The 18,295-nt window shown below is 68.4% G+C and carries 20 protein-coding genes; 12 read left to right on the top strand and 8 right to left on the bottom strand.

Annotation, left to right across the window (positions count from 1 at the left end; genetic code table 11):
- Positions 1-40 precede the first annotated feature (40 nt).
- From IAE24_RS23265 to IAE24_RS23225, 9 genes are all read left to right on the top strand, one after another.
- On the top strand, positions 41-1,027 hold the full coding sequence (locus tag IAE24_RS23265) for a YihY/virulence factor BrkB family protein (protein WP_034397739.1): 987 nt from the start codon (positions 41-43) through the stop codon (positions 1,025-1,027).
- A 124-nt stretch (positions 1,028-1,151) separates the two neighbouring features.
- Positions 1,152-2,090, top strand: coding sequence for a LysR family transcriptional regulator (locus IAE24_RS23260; protein ID WP_043780296.1), 939 nt, complete (start codon positions 1,152-1,154; stop codon positions 2,088-2,090).
- Between the two features lie 235 nt (positions 2,091-2,325).
- Positions 2,326-3,189: a branched-chain amino acid ABC transporter permease gene (locus IAE24_RS23255; RefSeq protein WP_012202199.1), complete on the top strand. Its 864-nt coding sequence runs from the start codon at positions 2,326-2,328 to the stop codon at positions 3,187-3,189.
- Positions 3,190-4,164 carry a branched-chain amino acid ABC transporter permease gene (locus tag IAE24_RS23250; protein ID WP_012202200.1) on the top strand — a complete coding sequence of 325 codons (975 nt, stop codon included), beginning with the start codon at positions 3,190-3,192 and terminating at the stop codon, positions 4,162-4,164.
- The gene (locus IAE24_RS23245) at positions 4,151-4,915 is read left to right on the top strand and encodes an ABC transporter ATP-binding protein (protein WP_012202201.1); all 765 of its coding nucleotides are present in this window, start codon (positions 4,151-4,153) and stop codon (positions 4,913-4,915) included. The genes IAE24_RS23250 and IAE24_RS23245 overlap by 14 nt, the downstream gene beginning before the upstream one ends.
- Positions 4,902-5,609, top strand: coding sequence for an ABC transporter ATP-binding protein (locus IAE24_RS23240; RefSeq protein WP_199961830.1), 708 nt, complete (start codon positions 4,902-4,904; stop codon positions 5,607-5,609). The genes IAE24_RS23245 and IAE24_RS23240 overlap by 14 nt, the downstream gene beginning before the upstream one ends.
- Before the next feature lie 177 nt (positions 5,610-5,786).
- Positions 5,787-6,962: an ABC transporter substrate-binding protein gene (locus tag IAE24_RS23235; protein ID WP_016452145.1), complete on the top strand. Its 1,176-nt coding sequence runs from the start codon at positions 5,787-5,789 to the stop codon at positions 6,960-6,962.
- Positions 6,963-7,091: 129 nt separating this feature from the next.
- On the top strand, positions 7,092-7,373 hold the full coding sequence (locus IAE24_RS23230) for a type II toxin-antitoxin system RelE/ParE family toxin (RefSeq protein WP_199961829.1): 282 nt from the start codon (positions 7,092-7,094) through the stop codon (positions 7,371-7,373).
- Positions 7,374-7,415: 42 nt separating this feature from the next.
- Entirely contained in the window at positions 7,416-7,715 is a 300-nt protein-coding gene (locus tag IAE24_RS23225; RefSeq protein WP_199961828.1) for a HigA family addiction module antitoxin, read from the top strand.
- Between the two features lie 92 nt (positions 7,716-7,807).
- On the opposite strand, the gene IAE24_RS23220 is transcribed toward IAE24_RS23225, so the two are convergent.
- The 4 genes from IAE24_RS23220 to IAE24_RS23205 all read right to left on the bottom strand — a co-directional run bounded on the left by IAE24_RS23220 (position 7,808) and on the right by IAE24_RS23205 (position 11,546).
- Positions 7,808-8,581 (bottom strand): SDR family oxidoreductase, encoded by a 774-nt coding sequence (locus tag IAE24_RS23220; protein WP_012202205.1) that lies wholly within the window; start codon positions 8,579-8,581, stop codon positions 7,808-7,810.
- 144 nt (positions 8,582-8,725) lie between these two features.
- Entirely contained in the window at positions 8,726-9,532 is an 807-nt protein-coding gene (locus IAE24_RS23215; RefSeq protein WP_012202206.1) for an IclR family transcriptional regulator, read from the bottom strand.
- A 44-nt stretch (positions 9,533-9,576) separates the two neighbouring features.
- A complete protein-coding gene (locus IAE24_RS23210) occupies positions 9,577-10,350 on the bottom strand; it encodes a ferredoxin--NADP reductase (RefSeq protein ID WP_012202207.1) in 774 nt (257 codons plus the stop codon).
- A gap of 260 nt (positions 10,351-10,610) precedes the next feature.
- On the bottom strand, positions 10,611-11,546 hold the full coding sequence (locus IAE24_RS23205) for a LysR family transcriptional regulator (RefSeq protein ID WP_199961827.1): 936 nt from the start codon (positions 11,544-11,546) through the stop codon (positions 10,611-10,613).
- A gap of 93 nt (positions 11,547-11,639) precedes the next feature.
- Between IAE24_RS23205 and IAE24_RS23200 the strand changes: the two genes are divergently transcribed.
- Positions 11,640-12,431 (top strand): SDR family NAD(P)-dependent oxidoreductase, encoded by a 792-nt coding sequence (locus tag IAE24_RS23200; protein ID WP_199961826.1) that lies wholly within the window; start codon positions 11,640-11,642, stop codon positions 12,429-12,431.
- Positions 12,432-12,448: 17 nt separating this feature from the next.
- Here IAE24_RS23200 and IAE24_RS23195 read toward each other — a convergent pair whose 3' ends face one another.
- The 4 genes from IAE24_RS23195 to IAE24_RS23180 form a co-directional block, all read right to left on the bottom strand.
- Positions 12,449-12,730 carry a DUF3325 domain-containing protein gene (locus IAE24_RS23195; protein ID WP_012202210.1) on the bottom strand — a complete coding sequence of 94 codons (282 nt, stop codon included), beginning with the start codon at positions 12,728-12,730 and terminating at the stop codon, positions 12,449-12,451.
- A complete protein-coding gene (locus IAE24_RS23190; protein ID WP_199961825.1) occupies positions 12,727-14,421 on the bottom strand; it encodes a PepSY-associated TM helix domain-containing protein in 1,695 nt (564 codons plus the stop codon). Before IAE24_RS23190 ends, IAE24_RS23195 begins: the two co-directional genes overlap by 4 nt.
- Positions 14,418-14,744: a DUF3649 domain-containing protein gene (locus IAE24_RS23185; protein ID WP_013800146.1), complete on the bottom strand. Its 327-nt coding sequence runs from the start codon at positions 14,742-14,744 to the stop codon at positions 14,418-14,420. The genes IAE24_RS23190 and IAE24_RS23185 overlap by 4 nt, the downstream gene beginning before the upstream one ends.
- A 146-nt stretch (positions 14,745-14,890) precedes the next feature.
- On the bottom strand, positions 14,891-15,751 hold the full coding sequence (locus IAE24_RS23180) for a LysR substrate-binding domain-containing protein (RefSeq protein WP_013800147.1): 861 nt from the start codon (positions 15,749-15,751) through the stop codon (positions 14,891-14,893).
- A gap of 162 nt (positions 15,752-15,913) precedes the next feature.
- Here IAE24_RS23180 and IAE24_RS23175 point away from each other — a divergent pair, with 162 nt between their 5' ends.
- Both IAE24_RS23175 and IAE24_RS23170 read left to right on the top strand, forming a co-directional pair.
- The gene (locus IAE24_RS23175; protein ID WP_051941125.1) at positions 15,914-16,450 is read left to right on the top strand and encodes a cysteine dioxygenase family protein; all 537 of its coding nucleotides are present in this window, start codon (positions 15,914-15,916) and stop codon (positions 16,448-16,450) included.
- A gap of 131 nt (positions 16,451-16,581) precedes the next feature.
- The gene (locus IAE24_RS23170) at positions 16,582-18,153 is read left to right on the top strand and encodes a rhodanese-like domain-containing protein (RefSeq protein WP_199961824.1); all 1,572 of its coding nucleotides are present in this window, start codon (positions 16,582-16,584) and stop codon (positions 18,151-18,153) included.
- Positions 18,154-18,295: the final 142 nt, after the last annotated feature.

Here is an 18,295-nt window from a genome sequence, read left to right as displayed (position 1 = left end):
CTGACAGGGCGCTGGTGCGCCGCTGCGCACAATGGGGGCCATGCCCTCAGATACCCCGGAAACTCCCCCCGCCTCGTCCTGGTCCGCACGCCTGCAGCGCCTGATGGAGCTGAACCCGCTGCGCGCCATGTGGAATGCCGTGCAGCTGTGGCTGGACGCCGATGGCCTGCGCATGAGCGCGGCCATGTCCTTCTACGGCATCCTGAGCCTGGCGCCGCTGCTGCTGCTGCTGGTCGGCCTGCTGGGCTGGTGGGTGGACCGCAGCTATGTGGAACACCAGTTGATCGACCAGGTGCAGGACGTGATCGGCGAGCGCGGTGCCCAGGTGGTGCGCGGCGCGCTGGAAAGCGCCCAGCGGCCCGACGAGGGGCGGCTGGCCTCGCTGTTCGGCTTCATCCTGCTGATGTCGGGCGCCACGGGTGTCTTCGTGGAGCTGCAGTCCGCGCTGGAAAAGCTCTGGACCTCGAACGGCGAGCCACCGCCGCCCAAGGCCGTGTGGTGGCGCATGGCTGCGCTGCGGCTGCGCGGCCTGACCTATGTGCTGGCGCTGGGCTTCTTGCTGCTGGTGTCCATGGCCCTGTCCACGGCCATCCAGCTGATCACCAACTGGGCCGGCACCAAGCTGCAGATGCAGCCGCTGGGGCCGCTGATCAGCCTGATCAACGAATGCGTGTCCTTCGGCATTGCCGTGCTGCTCTTCGTGGGGCTGATGCGCATCGGCAGCGGCCCCAAGCCCCGGCTGCGCTATCTCATCTTCGGCGCCATCGTCGGCGCCCTGCTGTTCACGCTGGGCAAGCAGGCCCTGGCCTGGTACCTGTCCACGGCGGCCGTGGTCTCGGCCTATGGCGCGGCGGGTTCGCTGGTGGTGCTGTTGATGTGGATCTATTTCTCGTCGGCCATCCTGCTGCTGTCGGCCGCCACGGCCAAGGCTTTCAGCGACGCCGAGGTGCGCTTCACCCACCCCATCCGCTGGGCGCCGCCCGCCGGTCCAGCGCAGGCCAGGGACACTTCGGACGGCAAGGGCTGAGCGGCTGCATTTCGACGAAGATGAACGCCTGCGCCGCGGCCCGCAAAGCCGCGGCGCAGGGCGTTTGAGAGTGGAACAATGCAGCGAAAGTCCCCGGGCACCGAGGCCCGGGGCCAAGGACAACATGGACCGATTGCAGACCATGCGGGTGTTTCAGACCGTGGCCGACGAGGCCGGGTTTTCGGCGGCGGCGCGTCGTCTGGACATGTCCGTGCCCACGGTCACGCGCCTGGTGGCCGACCTGGAGCAGCACCTGGGCACGCGGCTGCTGCAGCGCACCACGCGCAGCGTGTCGCTGACCGAGGCCGGCGAGGCCTATCTGGAGCGCGTGCGCGGCATCCTGGCCGATGTGGAGGATGCCTTCAGCCTGGCGCAGGCGCACACGCTGGAGCTGTCGGGCGCCGTGCGCGTGCTCACGCCGCCCGTGTTTGCCGAGCATGTGCTGGCGCCGCTGGTGGCGGACTTCCACCGCCTGCACCCGCGCATCTGCATCGAGGTCTTCGTGGAGTCGGCCAGCGAGGCCGCGGTGGGCGAGTACGACATCACCTTCCTCAACGCCGAGGAGGGCTATGACGGCAACGTGGTGGCGCGGCCCATCGTCACCACCTGCGGCCTGGCCTGCGCCTCGCCCGAGTACCTGGACGCCCATGGCGTGCCCGCCGTGCCCGAGGATCTGGCGGGCCACCAGTGCCTGCTGCGCCGCCGCGCCCAGGGCCGCTCCGACGTGCTGCGCCTGCGCCGGCTCGATGGCAACGCGGGCGAGGCCGAGGTGGCCGTGCAGCCCGTGCTGGTGGCCAACCACACTGGCACGCTGCTGCGTGCCACGCTGGACGGCGCGGGCATCAGCACCCAGCCGCTGGACCTGATCGCGCGCCACCTGCGTTCGGGCCGGCTGCGCCATGTGCTGCCCGAATGGACCACGGGCCATTTCACGCTCTACGCCACCTTGCCCACGCGCAAGTTCATGCCGGCGCGCGTGCGCAGCTTCCTGGACTTCGTGGCCGAGCACACGCAGCGCTCCATGCAGGGCCTGCCCGCCAACTTGCCGGCCCTGTCCATCTGAGCGCGGCTGTCATCTAGGTTACTGGCGGGGCCCTGAGGGTCTCGGGGTTTCCCAGGTGAATTCCGCTGTGCGGAATCTTCGGGTTGATCGTGGCGCCGCCCCCCTCCTAAGCTGGCCTTGCCTGTCTGCCGCATGCGTTGTCGCGCCGCGCCGGCCGGCCATGCAAAGGAGACAAGACAATGCAAGCACAGACCCTGGCCGGGCGCCGAGCCGCGCCTTTCCGCAGGAGGCGTTGATGGACGTTTTTCTGCAGCAAGTGCTCAACGGCCTGACCCTGGGCGGCATCTACGGCCTGGTGGCCCTGGGCCTGACCCTGGTCTACGGCATCCTGCACGTGCCCAATTTCGCGCACGGCGGCTTCTACATGATCGGCGCCTTCGTGGCCTTCCAGGCCATGGTGGCCTGGAGCTGGGGCTACTGGGCGGCCATGCTGACCGCAGCCGTCGCGGTGGCGGTGCTGGGCATCGTCAGCGAGCGGCTGATCTTCCATCCGCTGCGCAAGGCCTCGCCCCTGCATCCCAAGATCGCCTCCATCGGGCTGCTGCTGTTCCTGGAGGCGGGTGCCCAGGCGCTGTGGGGCGCGGACTTCCAGCGCATGCCCACGCCCTACACCTCCATCGTGGAGATGGGCGGCATCACGGCGCCCGCGCAGCGCCTGCTGATCATCGGCGCGGCCTTTGCGCTGATGGTGGCCCTGCACCTGTTCCTGACGCGCACCATCACGGGCGCGACCATCATCGCCATGGCGCAGAACCGCGAAGGCGCATCCATGGTGGGCATCGACGCCAACCGCGTGTCCATGCTGACCTTTGCCATCTCGGGCGTGCTCGCGGCCGTGGCGGCCACGCTGTATGCGCCCATCAACCTGGTCTATCCGGCCATGGGCCACCTGGTCATCACCAAGGCCTTCGTGATCATCATCCTGGGCGGCATGGGCAGCATCCCGGGCGCCGTGCTGGGCGGGCTGATCATCGGCTTTGCCGAGAGCTTCGGCGCCTACTACATCTCCACCGACTACAAGGACATCATCGCCTTCGTGCTGCTGGTGGTGATCCTGTCGCTGCGCCCGCAGGGGCTGTTCGCCAAGAGGAGTCATTGAATGAACGGATTCATCGACTCCCGCGTTGCCTGGGGCCTGCTGCTGGCCGCCGGCATCGCCTTCCCCTGGCTGGCGGGCAATGACTACCACCTCACGGTGATGAGCACGGCCTATATCTTCGCCATTGCCACGCTGGGCCTGAACCTGATCACGGGCTACACGGGCCAGCTCAACCTCGCGCATGCGGGCTTCATGGCCGCGGGCGCCTATACCGTGGGCATCCTCACGGTGGATCATGGCTGGCCGTTCTGGGGCGGGCTGGTGATGTCGGGCGTGGTGTGCGCGGTGCTGGGCTACCTGATCGGCATCGTCTCGCTGCGCCTGAAGGGGCACTACTTCTCGATCTTCACGCTGTGCGTGGGCTACATCATGTTCCTCGTGATCGAGAAGTGGGAGGGCCTGACCCACGGCACGGTGGGCATCATGGGCATCCCCGCGCCCGAGGCCCTGGGCGCGCTGAGCTTCGAGTCGCCGCTGGCGCTGTACTACCTGGTGCTGGCCTTCCTCGTGGCCTCGGTCTGGGTGATGCGGCGCATCGTCCGGTCGCTGCTGGGCCGCACCTTCATGGCCATCCGCAACAGCGACGAGCTGGCCGAGGCGCTGGGCATCAACCTCATGCGCAACAAGGTGTTGGCCTTCATGCTGAGCGTGGTCTACGCGGGCGTGGCGGGCGGCCTGTATGCGGGCTTCGTGCGCTTCATCGGTCCCGACATGGCCGGCGTGCACCACACCTTCGACATGATGATCTTCGCCATGGTCGGCGGCATGGGCACGGTGCTGGGGCCGCTGCTGGGCGCCATCGGCATGCCCTGGATCACGCAGTACCTGCAGTTCCTGCAGGAGTACCGCTTCATCGTCTTCGGCCCGATTCTCGTGATGCTGGTGATCTTCATGCCCTACGGCGTGGTGGGCAGCTTCACCGCATGGCGCGCGCGCCGCAATGCCAAGGAGGGCAAGCCGCATGCTCAAGATTGACCACCTGACCAAGACCTTCGGCGGGCTGGCCGCCGTGAGCGATGTCAGCACCGTGATCGAGGAAGGCCGCATCAACGCCATCATCGGCCCCAACGGCGCGGGCAAGACCACGTTCTTCAACCTGATCAGCTGCGTGCACAAGCCCACCTCGGGCACCATCACCTTCAACGGCCAGGACGTGACCTCGCTGCGCACCGACCAGGTGGCGAAACTGGGCGTGGCGCGCACCTTCCAGACCACGGCGCTGTTCGACCGCGCCACGGTGCTGGACAACCTCATCGTGGGCCACCGGCTGCGCACGCGGTCAGGCCTGTGGGACGTGCTGCGCGGCTCCAGCCGCCTGCGCGAGGAAGAGCGCGTGTGCCGCGAAAAGGCGCGCGACGCGCTGGACTTCGTGGGCCTGTCGCATGTGGCCGGCCGCATTGCTGGCGACATCACGCAGGAGGAGCGCAAGCGCGTGGCCTTCGCGCTGGCCCTGGCCACCGACCCGAAGCTGATGCTGCTCGACGAGCCTGCCGGCGGCGTCAACCCCGAGGAGACCGAGGGCCTGGCCGAGCTGATCCGCAAGCTGGTGCGCCACGGCATCACGGTGGCGCTGATCGAGCACAAGATGGGCATGATCATGAGCCTGGCCGACAAGATCCTGGTGCTCAGCTACGGCGAGAAGATCGCCGAGGGCACGCCCGAGGAAATACGCCGCAACCCCGCCGTCATCGATGCCTACCTGGGGAGCGAGCATGCTGAAGTTTGAGAACGTGTCGCTGCGCTACGGCAGCTTCCTGGCGCTGGACGGGGTCGGCCTGCATGCCGACCGCGGCGAGCTGGTGGTGCTGCTGGGCGCCAACGGCGCAGGCAAGAGTTCGCTGTTCCTCACGGCCAGCGGCATCCACAAGGCCGCAGGCGGCTCCATCGTGTGGAATGGCAAGGAGCTGGCTGGCAGCAAGCCATCGGCCATCGTGCAGTCCGGCGTGGTGCAGTGCCCCGAGGGACGCAAGCTGTTCCCCCAGATGTCGGTGCTGCGCAACCTGCAGCTGGGCGCCTACGTGCACCGCCGCGATCCCGGCCCCAGCCAGAAGACGCTGCAGGAGGTGATGGAGCTGTTTCCCATCCTGCGCGAGAAGCAGCACGACCCGGCTGGCTCGCTGTCGGGCGGCCAGCAGCAGATGGTGGCCATCGGCCGCGCCATGATGGGCCGGCCCCAGGCCCTGCTGCTGGACGAGCCCTCGCTGGGCCTGGCGCCCCTGGTCATCAAGCAGATGTTCGAGGCCATACAGCGCATCAACGCGGCCGGCACCACCGTGCTGCTGGCCGAGCAGAACGCCTATGCGGCGCTGAAGATCGCGCACCGCGCCTATGTGATGGAAAGCGGCCGCATCGTGCGCGAGGGCAAGCCGGCCGAGCTGCTGGCTGACGACTCCATCCGAAAAGCCTACATCGGTGCATGACATGACACTGCACCCCCTGAGCCGCTGCGCGGCTTCCCCCTCTCTCTCGCTTCGCGAGGGAGGGGGACGACGCCCTCGCTGCGGGGCGGCCCTTGCTCGGCGTCCCTGGTCTGGGCTGCGCCGGATTTATGCGTTGCGTCAGCAGCGATTCGTTCTTCACTATCCAAGGAGACAGACATGACAGCATTCGCACCATTGACCCGCCGCAGGGTGGGCACGCTGGCCCTGGCCTGCGCCGCCGTGGCCGCCGCCGGCCCCGCGCTGGCGCAGGAGGTGGTCAAGATCGGCTACTCCGGCCCGCTGTCGGGCGGCGCTGCCCAGTACGGCAAGAACGTGCTCGACGGCATGCAGATGGCCGTCTCCGAGATCAATGCCGCAGCGCCCGAGATCGGTGGCAAGAAGGTCAAGATCGAGATCGTGCCGCTGGACGACAAGTACAACCCGTCCGAGACCGCGATCAACGCCCAGCGCCTGGTGCAGCAGCACAAGACGGCGGCCATCCTGGTGCCGCATTCGGGCGGCATCTTCGCGCTGCAGACCACCAACGAGCGCAGCAACTTCATCGTGCTGGCCTACAGCTCGGTGCCGCAGATCACCAACCGGGGCAACAAGCTGACCCTGCGCATCCCGCCCGAGTTCACCTCGTACATCGACCCGTTCTCCAAATACGTGATGGGCCGCTTCGGCAAGAAGGTGGCCCTGGTCGGCGCCGACCACGACTACGCCAAGGCCTGGGTCGCCGCCTTCAAGCCCGGCTGGGAAAAGCTGGGGGGCACCGTGGTGGCCGAGAACGCCATGAGCTACAACCGCGCCACCGATTTCTACAGCGGCGTGAGCAAGGCCCTGGCCGAGAAGCCCGACGTGCTCTTCGTGGGCGGTGCCTCCGAGCCCACGGCCCTGGTCGTCAAGCAGGCGCGCGAGCTGGGCTTCAAGGGCGGCTTCGTGGTCATGGACCAGGCCAAGCTCGACGAAATGGCCCGCGTGGTCGGCGGCTATGCGCCGCTGGAAGGCGCCATCGGCGTCATGCCCGTCTCCGAGGACACCAAGCCCGAGAACAAGGCCTTCGTCGAACGCTTCGGCAAGGTCTACCCGGGCCGCATCCCCGGCTCGGAGGCGCAGTGGAACTACACGGCCGTGCACGCCACCGTCAAGGCCATGCAACTGGCCGGCTCGGCCTCGGACACCAAGGCCATCCACGCCAAGCTCGACGAAGCCTACAAATCCCTGCGCCCCGACGTGAACCCCGGCGGCGTCAAGGGCGTGGATGACCGTGGCGGCACGTTGACCACGGAACGCGGTGCCGCTGTGCGCGACGGCAAGATTGAGGCGGTGATGACGGTGGCGAACAAGTAGAGCGCCGCTCAGTTTTTCGACCGAAAGCGCCTGGTGCCAGCTTGATCTGGCCCAGGCGCTTTCTTGTGGACTCAGTTGCCTGGTACTTACGTTTGACGTTACTGACGTGACGCGTTATTATTTGCTTCCATGACGATCCAGTCATTCAAGTGCCCCGACACCGAGCAACTGTTCCAGCAGAGGCGGGTGCGTCGGTGGAGCAGCATTGAAGTGGTCGCGCTGCGCAAGCTTCGGATGCTGCATGCCGCTCATGTGCTTCAGGACTTGAGGGTCCCGCCCGGAAACCGGCTGGAGGCGCTGCACGGAGATCGCAAGGGGCAGCACAGCATCCGCATCAATGATCAGTGGCGCGTGTGCTTTGTGTGGACCAATGAAGGCCCGAGTGAGCTGGAGATCGTCGATTACCACTGAAGCGAAAGCGTTGATCCTGGATCTGGTGCAGGAGTGCTGACCATGAACAAACCTTTGAACCTCCCCACGCCAGGCGAAATCCTGGCCACTGAATTCCTGGAGCCCATGGGCCTGACGCAATACCGCCTGGCCCATGCCATCCATGTCCCGCAGACACGCATCGCGGCCATCGTCAAGAACGGCCGCTCCATCACCGCGGATACGGCGCTGCGCCTTGCGCGCTTCTTTGGCACGTCCGTGGAGTTCTGGATGAATCTGCAAAGCCAGTACGACGCTGATATCGCGCGCGAGGCCATAGGCGACGATCTGGAGTCCATCGAGCCCTTTGCCCTGCAGGCTTGAAGAAGACATGCTGAGCCGCTGCGCAGCGGCTCAAGTAAGAAAGGCCCCTGCACCGCGGTACAGGGGCCTTTCTCATTGCAGGGCTGCGTTGTTTACAACAAGCTCGCTCCACCATCCAGCACCAACGCCTGCCCCGTCATGTGCCGAGACGCATCGGACGCCAGGTAGACCACGGCGCCCTTGAGGTCCTCCTCGCCGCCGATGCGGCGCAGCGGGGCGCGGGCGATGAGCTGGTCGCCGAGCTTGTCGATGAGGCCGTTGGCCAGCTTGCTCGGGAAGAAGCCCGGGCAGATGGAGTTGACGCGGATGCCGTAGTGGCCCCATTCCGAGGCCAGGGTGCGCGCCAGGTGCACGGCGGCCGCCTTGGAGGTGTTGTAGGCCACGGTGTTCATGCCGGGCGGCGTGCCCTTGAAGGCCGCGACCGAGGCCGTGATGATCACGTTGCCCTGGCCCTTGGGGATCATCACGCGCCTGGCCACTTCGCGGGTGAGGAAGAAGGGCGCGGAGACGTTGAGGTTCATGACCTTGTTCCAGGCCTCGTCCGGGTATTCCTCGGCCTTGGCGCCCCAGGTGGCGCCGGCGTTGTTGACGAGGATGTCGATGTCGCCGCAGCGCGTCAGCACGTCGTCGACCAGGGCGGGGATGGTGTCGAACTTCTGCAGATCGTTGGTGAAGGTCTCGACCTGGTAGCCTAGGCCTTGCAGGTGGGCCTTGGCCTCGGCCAGCTCGTCGGACTTGCGCGCCGTGATGGCGAGGCGGGCGCCCATCTCGCCCAGCGCCTCGGCCATCTGCAGGCCCAGGCCGCGCGAGCCTCCGGTGATGAGGGCGGTCTTGCCGGTGAGGTTGAACAGTGCTTTCACGCTCATGCTGGGTGTCTCCTGCCTTGGTTTCCTGATGGTTGAGCAACGCCCTCCATGCTAGGGCGCCAGGGCGGCGCGCGCTGTCGTCTTGGCTACTGTGCGGGTACTGTGCGGGCGCCTGCGGGACAGCCGGCCAGGCCCGGTCTGCGGTCAGGCGCGGTCTATGTCCTGCTGCAGCCGCCGCACCATGCGCTGCAGCGCAGGCACGCCGTCCTGGCGCAGCGCATCGGCCGTGACGAAGCGCGAGGGCCCGCCCAGGCTGACGGCCATCAGCGGCAGGCCACGCCCCGGCGAGAAGGCCAGGGCGATGGCGTTGACTTCGGGCTGCCAGTCGCCGAACGAGCACGACAGCCAGGGTTGCGGATGGGTGCTGGCGCCGGGCCACAGCGGCAGTTGGGCCTGGGCGGCGGCCCATTGCTCGGGGGCGTGCGATTGCAGGTAGTCCAGCGCGCGCTGGCGCTCGGATGCGGGGCTGGCGGCCAGCCAGGCGCGGCCCACGGCCGTGGTGGCCAGGGGGATGCGCGAGCCCATGTCCAGGTCGCGGTGCGTGAAGCGCGCGCTGGGGCAGTGCTCGATGTAGACCATGTTGTGCCGGTCGCGTGCGGCCAGGGCCACCTCGGCATCGGTGGTGGCGGCCAGCTTTTGCATCAGCGGGCGCGCGATCTGGCGCACGTCCAGGCGCGAGAGCATGGCGCTGCCCAGGGCCAGCGTGGCTGTGCCCAGTCGGTATTTGCCCTCTTCGGGCACGTGGATGAGGTAGCCCAGCGTGGTCAGCGTGTGCGTGAGGCGCGAAACCGTGGACCTGGGCAGTCCGCAGCGCCTGGCGATGTCCTGGTTGCCCAGCAGCTTTTCGCCGGAGCGAAAGCAGGACAGGACATCAAGGCCGCGCGCCAGGGCGACGATGAAGTTGCGGTCATCGTCGCCGGGCTGGGGCGGCGGGGTGCGGGAGGGCGGCATGCGCCGATTATCGGCAGCCGCCCCGCCACGGGGTGTCGTGGGCTTTACTTCTCGACGAAGGCGCGCTCGACCACGAAGTCGCCGGGCGTGGTGGTGTTGCCTTCCTTGAAGCCGCGGTGCTCCAGCAGCTCCTTGAGTTCGTTCAGCATGGCGGGGCTGCCGCACAGCATGACGCGGTCGGTCTCGGGGTTGAGCTCGGGCAGACCGATGTTCTGCGGGAAGGTGCCGGCCGTGATCTGGTTGGAGATGCGGCCCTGGTTGCGGAAGGGCTCGCGCGTCACCGTGGGGTAGTAGACCAGCTTGTCCTTGACGATCTCGCCGAGGAATTCATGCTCGGGCAGTTCCTTCTCGAACAGCTCCTGGTAGGCCAGCTCGCTGGCGTGGCGCACGCCGTGCACGACGACAACCTTCTCGTAGCGCTCGTAGGTCTCGGGGTCGCGGGCCACGGCCAGCCAGGGGGCCAGGCCCGTGCCGGTGCCGATCAGGTACAGGTTCTTGCCGGGCAGCAGGTAGTCGATCAGCAGCGTGCCCGTGGGCTTCTTGCCGACGAGGATGGTGTCGCCGACCTGGATGTTCTGCAGGCGCGAGGTCAGCGGACCGTCGGGCACCTTGATCGACAGGAACTCGAGGTGCTCCTCGTAGTTGGGGCTGGCGATGGAGTAGGCACGCAGCAGGTTCTTGCCGTCGACCTTCAGCCCGATCATCGTGAAATGGCCGTTGGAAAAGCGCAGCGCGGTGTCACGGGTGGTGGTGAAGGAGAAAAGGCGGTCGGTCCAGTGGTGGACGGACAGCACGCGTTCTTCAAGAAAAGCACTCATGTTGGCAATACGGTGAATTCGGGGCAGGCAGTGCCCGCCGGGACGTTGCAATGAGAGGTCAGTGCCATTCAGGCACGCGGTGGCGGGAAGCACAGGGGGCAGGCGCGGTGTGCGCGTTGCCGCTGCTTCGTGGCGGCCGGTGACCGGGGCAAGGTCGCTATTGTCCGGTAAATGGCGTCAAAAGGGGCAGGCGCGAACCTTTGTCTTGATACGGATTAGTGATAAGCAAAATGACGCTGGCTGAATCGCTGCAGCGCTCGCTAGGGCTTTTCGGCCGGGCCAGCGCCAAGCGTCCAGGGCAGGACCGCTTCGGCCAGCCAATCCATGAGCACGCGCACGCGGCGCGGCAATTGGCGGCGCTGGGCGTAGATCAGGTGCAGCGGCATGGGCGGCGGCGGGTGGCGGGGCAGCACCTCGACCAGTTCCCCTGCGTCCAGCAGCGGCTGCACGGCCAGGCGCGGAACCTGGATCAGCCCCAGGCCGGCCTGGCAGGCCGCGAGATAGGCCTCGGCATTGTTCACGGTGAGCGCGCCCGCCATCGGCAGGTACCGGGGCTGGCCATCCTCCTCGTACTCGAAGCCCAGCGGCCGCGCGCCCAGCGTGCGCTGGTAGTGCACCAGCCGGTGACCGCCCAGATCCTGCAGCGTGGCGGGCAGCCCGTGGGCCTGGACATAGCCGGGGCTGGCGCAGGTGGCCAGCGCCACCAGGCCCAGCGGGCGTGCCACCAGGCCGGGCTCGTCCACGGGGCCCAGGCGCAGCACGCAATCAAAGCCTTCGCGCACCAGGTCCACGCGGCGCTCGGTGCAGCTCAGCTCCAGCTCCAGCGCCGGATGGATTTGCAGCAGTTGCGGCAGCAAGGGCATGACGACGTGGCGCGCCAGGCCGGTGGTCATGTCCAGCCGGACCTTGCCCTGCAGCGGCGCGTCGCCGGCCTGCTGGAACTGGCCCTGGAACTCGTCCACGTCGGCCAGCAGGTCCTGGCAGCGCTCGTAGCAGGCATGGCCGTCCTGGGTGAGCTGCACGCGCCGCGTGGTCCGGTGCAGCAGCCGCGTGCCCAGCCGCGCCTCCAGCTGCTGCACGGCCTGGGAGACGCTGGCCTTGGGCAAACCCATGCTGTCGGCCGCACGCGTGAAGCTGGCCATCTCGGCCACGCGGCTGAAGATCTGCATCTGCTCCAGAAGCTTGATTGTTTGCATGGGGCGAACAAATAAATCAGAAACAGCCAATTTATCCAAAAATCGACCTTCAATACAGTCGCTGTCATTGCAAACCACCTAACGAGGTCCGCCATGACAGTTTCTCCTTCGACCGCTTCTTCCCCTGCCGCCCGCCGCATCGTCCTCGTCACGGGCGGCAGCCGCGGCCTGGGCCGCAATACGGCCGAGCACCTGGCGCGCCAGGGCTTTGACGTGGTGCTGACCTACCGTGAGCGTGCCGACGAGGCCCAGGCCGCCGTGGCCGCCATCGAGGCGCTGGGCGGGCGGGCCGCCGCCCTGCAGCTGGACGTGGCGCGCAGCGCGGGCTTTGCGGACTTTGCGGCCCGCGTGCGCCAGGCGCTGGCCGATACCTGGCAGGCCGACCGCCTTGATGCGCTGGTGCACAACGCCGGCATCGGCATCAATGCACCCTTCGCGGCTACCACCGAGGCGCAGTTCGATGAATTGGTCGCCATCCACCTGAAGGCGCCGTTCTTCCTGAGCCAGCACCTGCTGCCCCTGCTGCGCGATGGCGGCAGCATCATCCATCTGTCCAGCGGGCTCACGCGCTTCACCCAGCCGGGCTATGCGGCCTATGCATCCATGAAGGGCGGAGTGGAGGTGCTGACGCGCTACCTGGCGCGCGAGCTGGGGGCGCGCGGCATTCGCGTCAACACGGTGGCGCCGGGCGCGATCGCCACGGACTTCGGCGGCGGCCGTGTGCGCGACGATGCGCAGATGGGCGCCGCCCTGGCCAGCCAGACGGCGCTGGGCCGCGTGGGCCAGCCCGACGACATCGGCCCCGTGATGGCCGCCCTGCTGCAGCCCGGCATGGGCTGGGTGCAGGGCCAGCGCATCGAGGCCTCGGGCGGCATGTTTCTCTGAAGGTGCCGGGAGGGCCGTCAGCGCAGCCGCTCGCGCGCCACCATGGACAGCAGCACGATGGCGGCTGCTGCGGCGATGTGGCCGAACCAGGCCACCAGCCCCAGCGACCAGGGCTCCACCTGCAGCGCCGCCCACAGCGACAGCGCCAGCAGCACCCAGCCGGCCGCGCGCAGGCGCCGGGTGCGGGCGGGTGGCAGTTCCTTGCCGAACAGGTCGCTCTGGTGGCGGTCCATGGCCAGGGCCAGGCAGGCGAAGGCGCCCAGGGCCAGCAGCTGACAGAACAGATGGGCCATGCTCATGCGCTGGTCTCCGCTGCGGCGGCCGCTGCCGTGGCGGCCACTGCTGTGGCGGCAGCCTTGGGCGCGGGCCGGGCGGCGCGCACCGGTTTGGCCTTGGGCTGGTGGCGCTGGGTGCGCAGGGCCAGATGGGCATGCAGTGCGGCCAGGGCCAGCAGCATGAGGTCCATGCCGGCAAACACCCAGTCGCCCGCGCGCAGGCTGGCCAAGAGGCCGCGATCCGTGGTCAGCGCGTTGACCACGGGCAGCAGGGCCAGGGCGGCGGCGCCGGCCCACAGCAACTCGATCCAGGCCCGCTTGGCGGGCCGGCCCATCGCCCAGAACAGGGTGGCCCCCCAGGCGATGAACATGGCGTGCACCTCCCACTCGGCGCGCTGCGCCATCTCCACCGGCAGCAGGCGATTGGCCCAGAGCATGCCGGCCATGCCGATGGACAGGCCGGCGATGGTGGCGATGTTCAGCCGTTCCACGAGCCGGAAGCCGAAGTGCGGCCTTTCCGGGTCGGGCAGCTTGCTGCGCCGCTTCACGTTCCACAGCACCAGTCCCGTGCCCACCATGGCCGTGCCCGCAAGGCTGACGATGAAGTACAGCCAGCGCGTGGGCAGGTCGCCGAAGCGGCCCATGTGCAGCGCATAGAGCACGCCGCGCGTCTCGGCGGCGGCGCCCACGCTGTCCTGTGCCTGCAGCAGCTGGCCGCTGACGCCGTCGAACATCATGAACTGCGGGCTGATGGAGACGCGGCCGTTCTCGCCGCGGATGGCGGTCACGCGCGCATTGGCATCGCCGGGCAGGTTGACGTTCAGGCGTTCCACCTGGCCCGCGCCCCAGCGCTGCTCGGCCTGGCGGACCATGTCGGCCAGCGGTGCCAGGGGCGCGGCCTGGCCCGAGGGCTTGCCTGCGGGAACAAAGGCACTGAGCTGCTGGCCGGCCACCACGCGCTGCTCGGGCGTCATGGTCGTGGCCAGATTGGCCCAGGGCATGTACATCAGGGCCAGGGTCACCAGGCCGGTGTACGTGATCATCAGGTGAAAGGGCAGGCCCAGCACGGACAGCGCGTTGTGCGCGTCCAGCCAGGAGCGCTGCCCCTTGCCCCAGCGGAAGGTGAAGAAGTCGGCAAAGATCTTCTTGTGCGTGATCACCCCGCTGACGATGGCCACCAGCATGAACATGGCGCACAGCCCCGCCAGATAGCGGCCCCAGAGCACGGGCATGTAGTGGAACTGGAAGTGGAAGCGGTAGAAGAACTCGCCGCCGCGCGTCTCGCGCACCGGGCCTTCGAGGCGCGTGCCGGTGGCCGGGTCGAAGCGGCCGTTCTCGAAGCGGCGCCTGGCGCCCTTTTCGGTCTGCGGCGGGCTCCAGAACACCGTGGCCACCGTGCTGCGTTCATCGGGCAGGTTGATCAGCCATTGCGGGCTTTGCGGCGCCACATGCGCCATGGCGTCGCCGATCCGCTGGGCCACGAGCGCGGGCTCGCTCGCCTGGCTCTGGTGCGGCTGCTCGGGCTGCATCCACTGCGTGATCTCGTTCCTGAAATAGCTCACCGTGCCCGTGAGGAACATGGCGTAGAGGAACCAGCCCAGCAGCAGGCCGACCCAGGTGTGCAGGTCGGACATGGTCTGGCGGATGCCGGGCGCCTTGGCGGCTTTCGCGGGCTTGGCGGGCTTGCCGGCCGTGTTCGTGGTGTTCGTGCTCATGCGCCCAGCCCCTTGCCCCAGGTCCACCACGCGGCAGGCGCCAGCACCAGGGCGGCGACCAGCAGGCCGGCCCAGGCGCGCGTGGCGCTGCGCACGGCAAACACCCAGATCACCGCTCCCGCGTAGACGGCAAAGCTCAGCAAGGTGCCCGAGATCGCCGCCTGCGTGCGGTCTGCGGGCAGGGCCAGCACGGCCACGCTGGCCAGCGCCGCCACGGCGTAGCCGCCAAACAGCGCGGCGAGGATGCGGGAGATCAGCGGCCCGTAGTCACGGAACCAGTCACGGAACCAGTCATGGGTGCGGGCAAGAGTGGGAGATGGCATGGCACGGGGCCTGGAAAGGCTCGAAAAACGCCGGCCGGAGGGGGCGGCGGTGGCGCGGATGTTATTTGAGAATAAGTCCCATTACAAGCGGTGCAGTCAAGTGCGCCGCCACATCCAGCACTGCTGCGCGCCAAGCGCCCCGGCGCTCAGCCCGCCGGCTGGCGCATGCGGGCCTGCAGGTTCTCGAAGATCTGGCGTGTCACGGGGCTGATCACATGGCTGCGGATGTACAGGCGGTAGGCCAGGTCCGGCAGCGGCGGCATGCCGTCGCCCGCGCCCAGCACGCGCAGGCCCGGGTCGAGCTGCTCCACGCCGCGCGCCGTCACGCCCAGGCCCGCGCGCAGCGCCGCGCGTATGCCGACCAGGCTGGTGCAGGTGTGGCGCGGCGTCCAGGCAATGCCGGCCGCATCCAGCGCATCGCAGCCCAGGCGCCGGAAGATGCTGGGCCCGTCGGCCATGACCAGGGGCACGGGCTTGCCCGGGTCATGGGCATAGCCCGCGCCGCACAGCCACACGGTGGGTGTGGAGCGCAGGGCAAAGCCCTCGAAGCCTTCATCCTCCCGGTTGGAGATGGCCAGGTCCAGCTCGCCCTGCTTGAGCGACTCCATCAGGAACGGGCTGCGCCCCACATGGATGTCGATCTGCATGCCCGGAAAGTTCAGCGCGATCTCCTGCAGCACGGGCGGCAGCATGTTGTCGGCCGCGTCGTGGGGTGCGCCAATGCGCACCAGGCCCTGCACCTGGCGGTGCTGCAGGTTGCGCAGCGCCTCGTCATGGATGGCCAGCATGTGGCGCGCATAGCCCAGCAGGCGCTGGCCATGATCGGTGAGGCGCTTTTGCCGGCCCTGCTTCTCGAACAGCGCGTGGCCGATCTTCTCCTCCAGCCGCTGCATCTGCTGGGTGATGGCCGATTGCGTGCGCCCCATCTGCACGGCGGCGGCGGCAAAGCTGTCGTGGCTGGCAATGGCGGCCAGGGTGCGCAGCAGGTCCAGGTCAAGCGTCTCCATACTTCAATTTTATTGAAGTATTTATTGGGCATGCGTGGATTGTTGCGGGCCGGGCGCCTCACTACAGTGGACTTCAACGACGACAAGGAGCCCCCTTTGAACACCACAACCAACACCATCACCGAACAGCGCAGCGCCGCCGTGACAGCGGCCATCGACCACATGAAGCAGGCCATTGGCGAGGACGCGGCCACGCGCGCCAGCCTGGACGCCGTGCTCCAGCAACTGCTGGGCCTGGCCGCGCGCCGCGACTTCTGGCAGCAGGCCGACTACGCCGCACCCGAAGAGGGAGAGCACCAGGCGCGCTACCTGATCGCCGAGGACGCCGACCAGAGCTATGCGCTGTACCTCAACGTCATGCGCCCGGGCAAGCGCATCGTGCCGCACAACCACACGACCTGGGCCTGCATTGCCGCCGTGGAAGGCACGGAGCACAACCGCGTCTACGAGCGCACCGACGACGGCTCCGTCCCCGGCAAGGGCACGCTGCGCGAGACGGAACTCGTGGTGGTGGCGCCAGGCCAGGGCATCGCCCTCATGCCCGAGGACATCCACTCCGTGGAGATCCAGGGCGAGCAGGTCATCCGCCACCTGCACATGTACGGCCGCGCGCTGGAGACGCTCAACGAGCGCACCAGCTACGACCTGGCCACCGGCACCTGCCAGACCATGGCCATCGGCGTGCAGACGCGCCGCTGAGCCCCGGCCTTCCGGCCGCTATCTCCCGCTTCCTGCCTTTTCACTGTCCATGCCGCAGCGCCCTCCACGGGGCGCGCGTGGCAGGGCTTTGCCCGAAATTCCTTGCCGATCTTTTTCCCGGACCGCATGCAATGACCGCATCCATTGACGCCCACACCCTCAAATCCTGGCTGCACGACGGCCAGGAGATCGCGCTGCTCGACGTGCGCGAGCACGGCCAGTACGGCGAGTCGCACCTGTTCTACGCCACGCCCCTGCCCTACAGCCGGCTGGAGCTGGATGTGCCCCGCCTGGTGCCGCGCCGGCAGGTGCGCGTCGTCACCTACGACGGTGGCGAGGGCGATGCCAGCGCGGGCGTGGCCGAGCGCGCCGCGCGCCGCCTCGAAGCACTGGGCTATACCCAGGTCGCCGTGCTCGAAGGCGGTGCCAAGGCCTGGAGCGCTGCGGGCTACACGCTGTTCGCCGGCGTGAACCTGCCCTCCAAGACCTTTGGCGAGCTGGCCGAACACGCCTATGGCACGCCGCGCATCACGGCCCAGCAGCTGGCGGCGCGCCAGGCGGCGGGCCTGCCCCTGGTGGTGCTGGACGGCCGGCCCGTCTCCGAGTTCCACAAGATGAACATCCCCGGCGCCATCTGCTGCCCCAATGGCGAGCTGGCGCTGCGCGTGAGCCGCCTGGTGCCCGATGCGGCCACGCCCATCGTGGTCAATTGCGCGGGCCGCACGCGCTCCATCATCGGCGCGCAGACCTTGATCAACCTGGGCATTCCCAACCCCGTCTACGCGCTGGAGAACGGCACCCAGGGCTGGTACCTGGCCGACCTGCCGCTGGAGCACGGCGGAACGCAGCGCTATGGCGACGACTCGGCCAGCAGCGCGCTGCAAGCCCAGGCCCGTGCCCTGGCCGAACGCTTCGACGTGCCCGAGGTCGATGCCGACACCGTGCGCGCCTGGAGCCAGGATGCTGCGCGCACGCTGTTCCTGTGCGATGTGCGCACGCCCGAGGAATTCAAGGCCGGTTCGCTGCCCGGCGCCCAGCACACGCCCGGCGGCCAGCTCATGCAGGCCGGCGACCAGTACGTGGGCGTGCGCGGAGCGCGCCTGGTGCTGTTCGACAGCGATGGCGTGCGCGCCCCCGTGGTGGCCAGCTGGCTGCGCCAGCTCGGCCATGACGCCTGCGTGCTGCGGGGCGGCCTGCACAGCGGCCTGGACCTGGCACCGGCCCAGCCGCCCCAGGTCCCCGCACTGGCAGGCATCACGGCGCAGTCCCTGCACGAGCGCATGCGCCAGGGCGAGGTGGCCGTGGTCGATCTGCGCGCGGGCATGAAGTACCGCGCAGGCCACATCGCCGGGGCCCGCTGGTCCATCCGCCCGTGCCTTGCCAGCGATCTGGCCGGCGAGACGCGCCAGATCGTGCTGGTGGCCGACGAGCCCGGCATGGCGCAATGGGCCGCGCTGGAGCTGCAGGGCGCCGCGCCGCTGCTGCTCGAAGGCGGCCTGGCCGCATGGCAGCAGGCCGGCCTGCCCGTCGAGGCCACGCCAGACAGCCCCACCGACGCCGAGTGCATCGACTACCTGTTCTTCGTGCACGACCGCCACGACGGCAACAAGGAAGCGGCACGCCGCTACCTGGCCTGGGAGACGGGCCTGGTGCCCCAACTGGACGCGCAGGAACTGGCCGCCTTCCGCCTGCCGAGTGCATGAAGCTCCCCCTGAGCGGCTTCGCCGCTTCCCCCTCTCTCGCTGCGCGGGAGGGGGACGGCACCCTCGCTGCGGGGGCGGCCCTTGCTTGGTGCCCCTGGCCAAAGTCACGTCAGTTGCAAAGGCAGCGCCATATATCGCTGAC

The organism is Delftia sp. S65, from assembly GCF_016516495.1.
Taxonomy (GTDB): Bacteria; Pseudomonadota; Gammaproteobacteria; order Burkholderiales; family Burkholderiaceae_C; genus Comamonas; species Comamonas acidovorans.
Note: the sequence above shows the minus strand (reverse complement) of the source record. Positions and strands in the feature narration are given on the sequence as shown.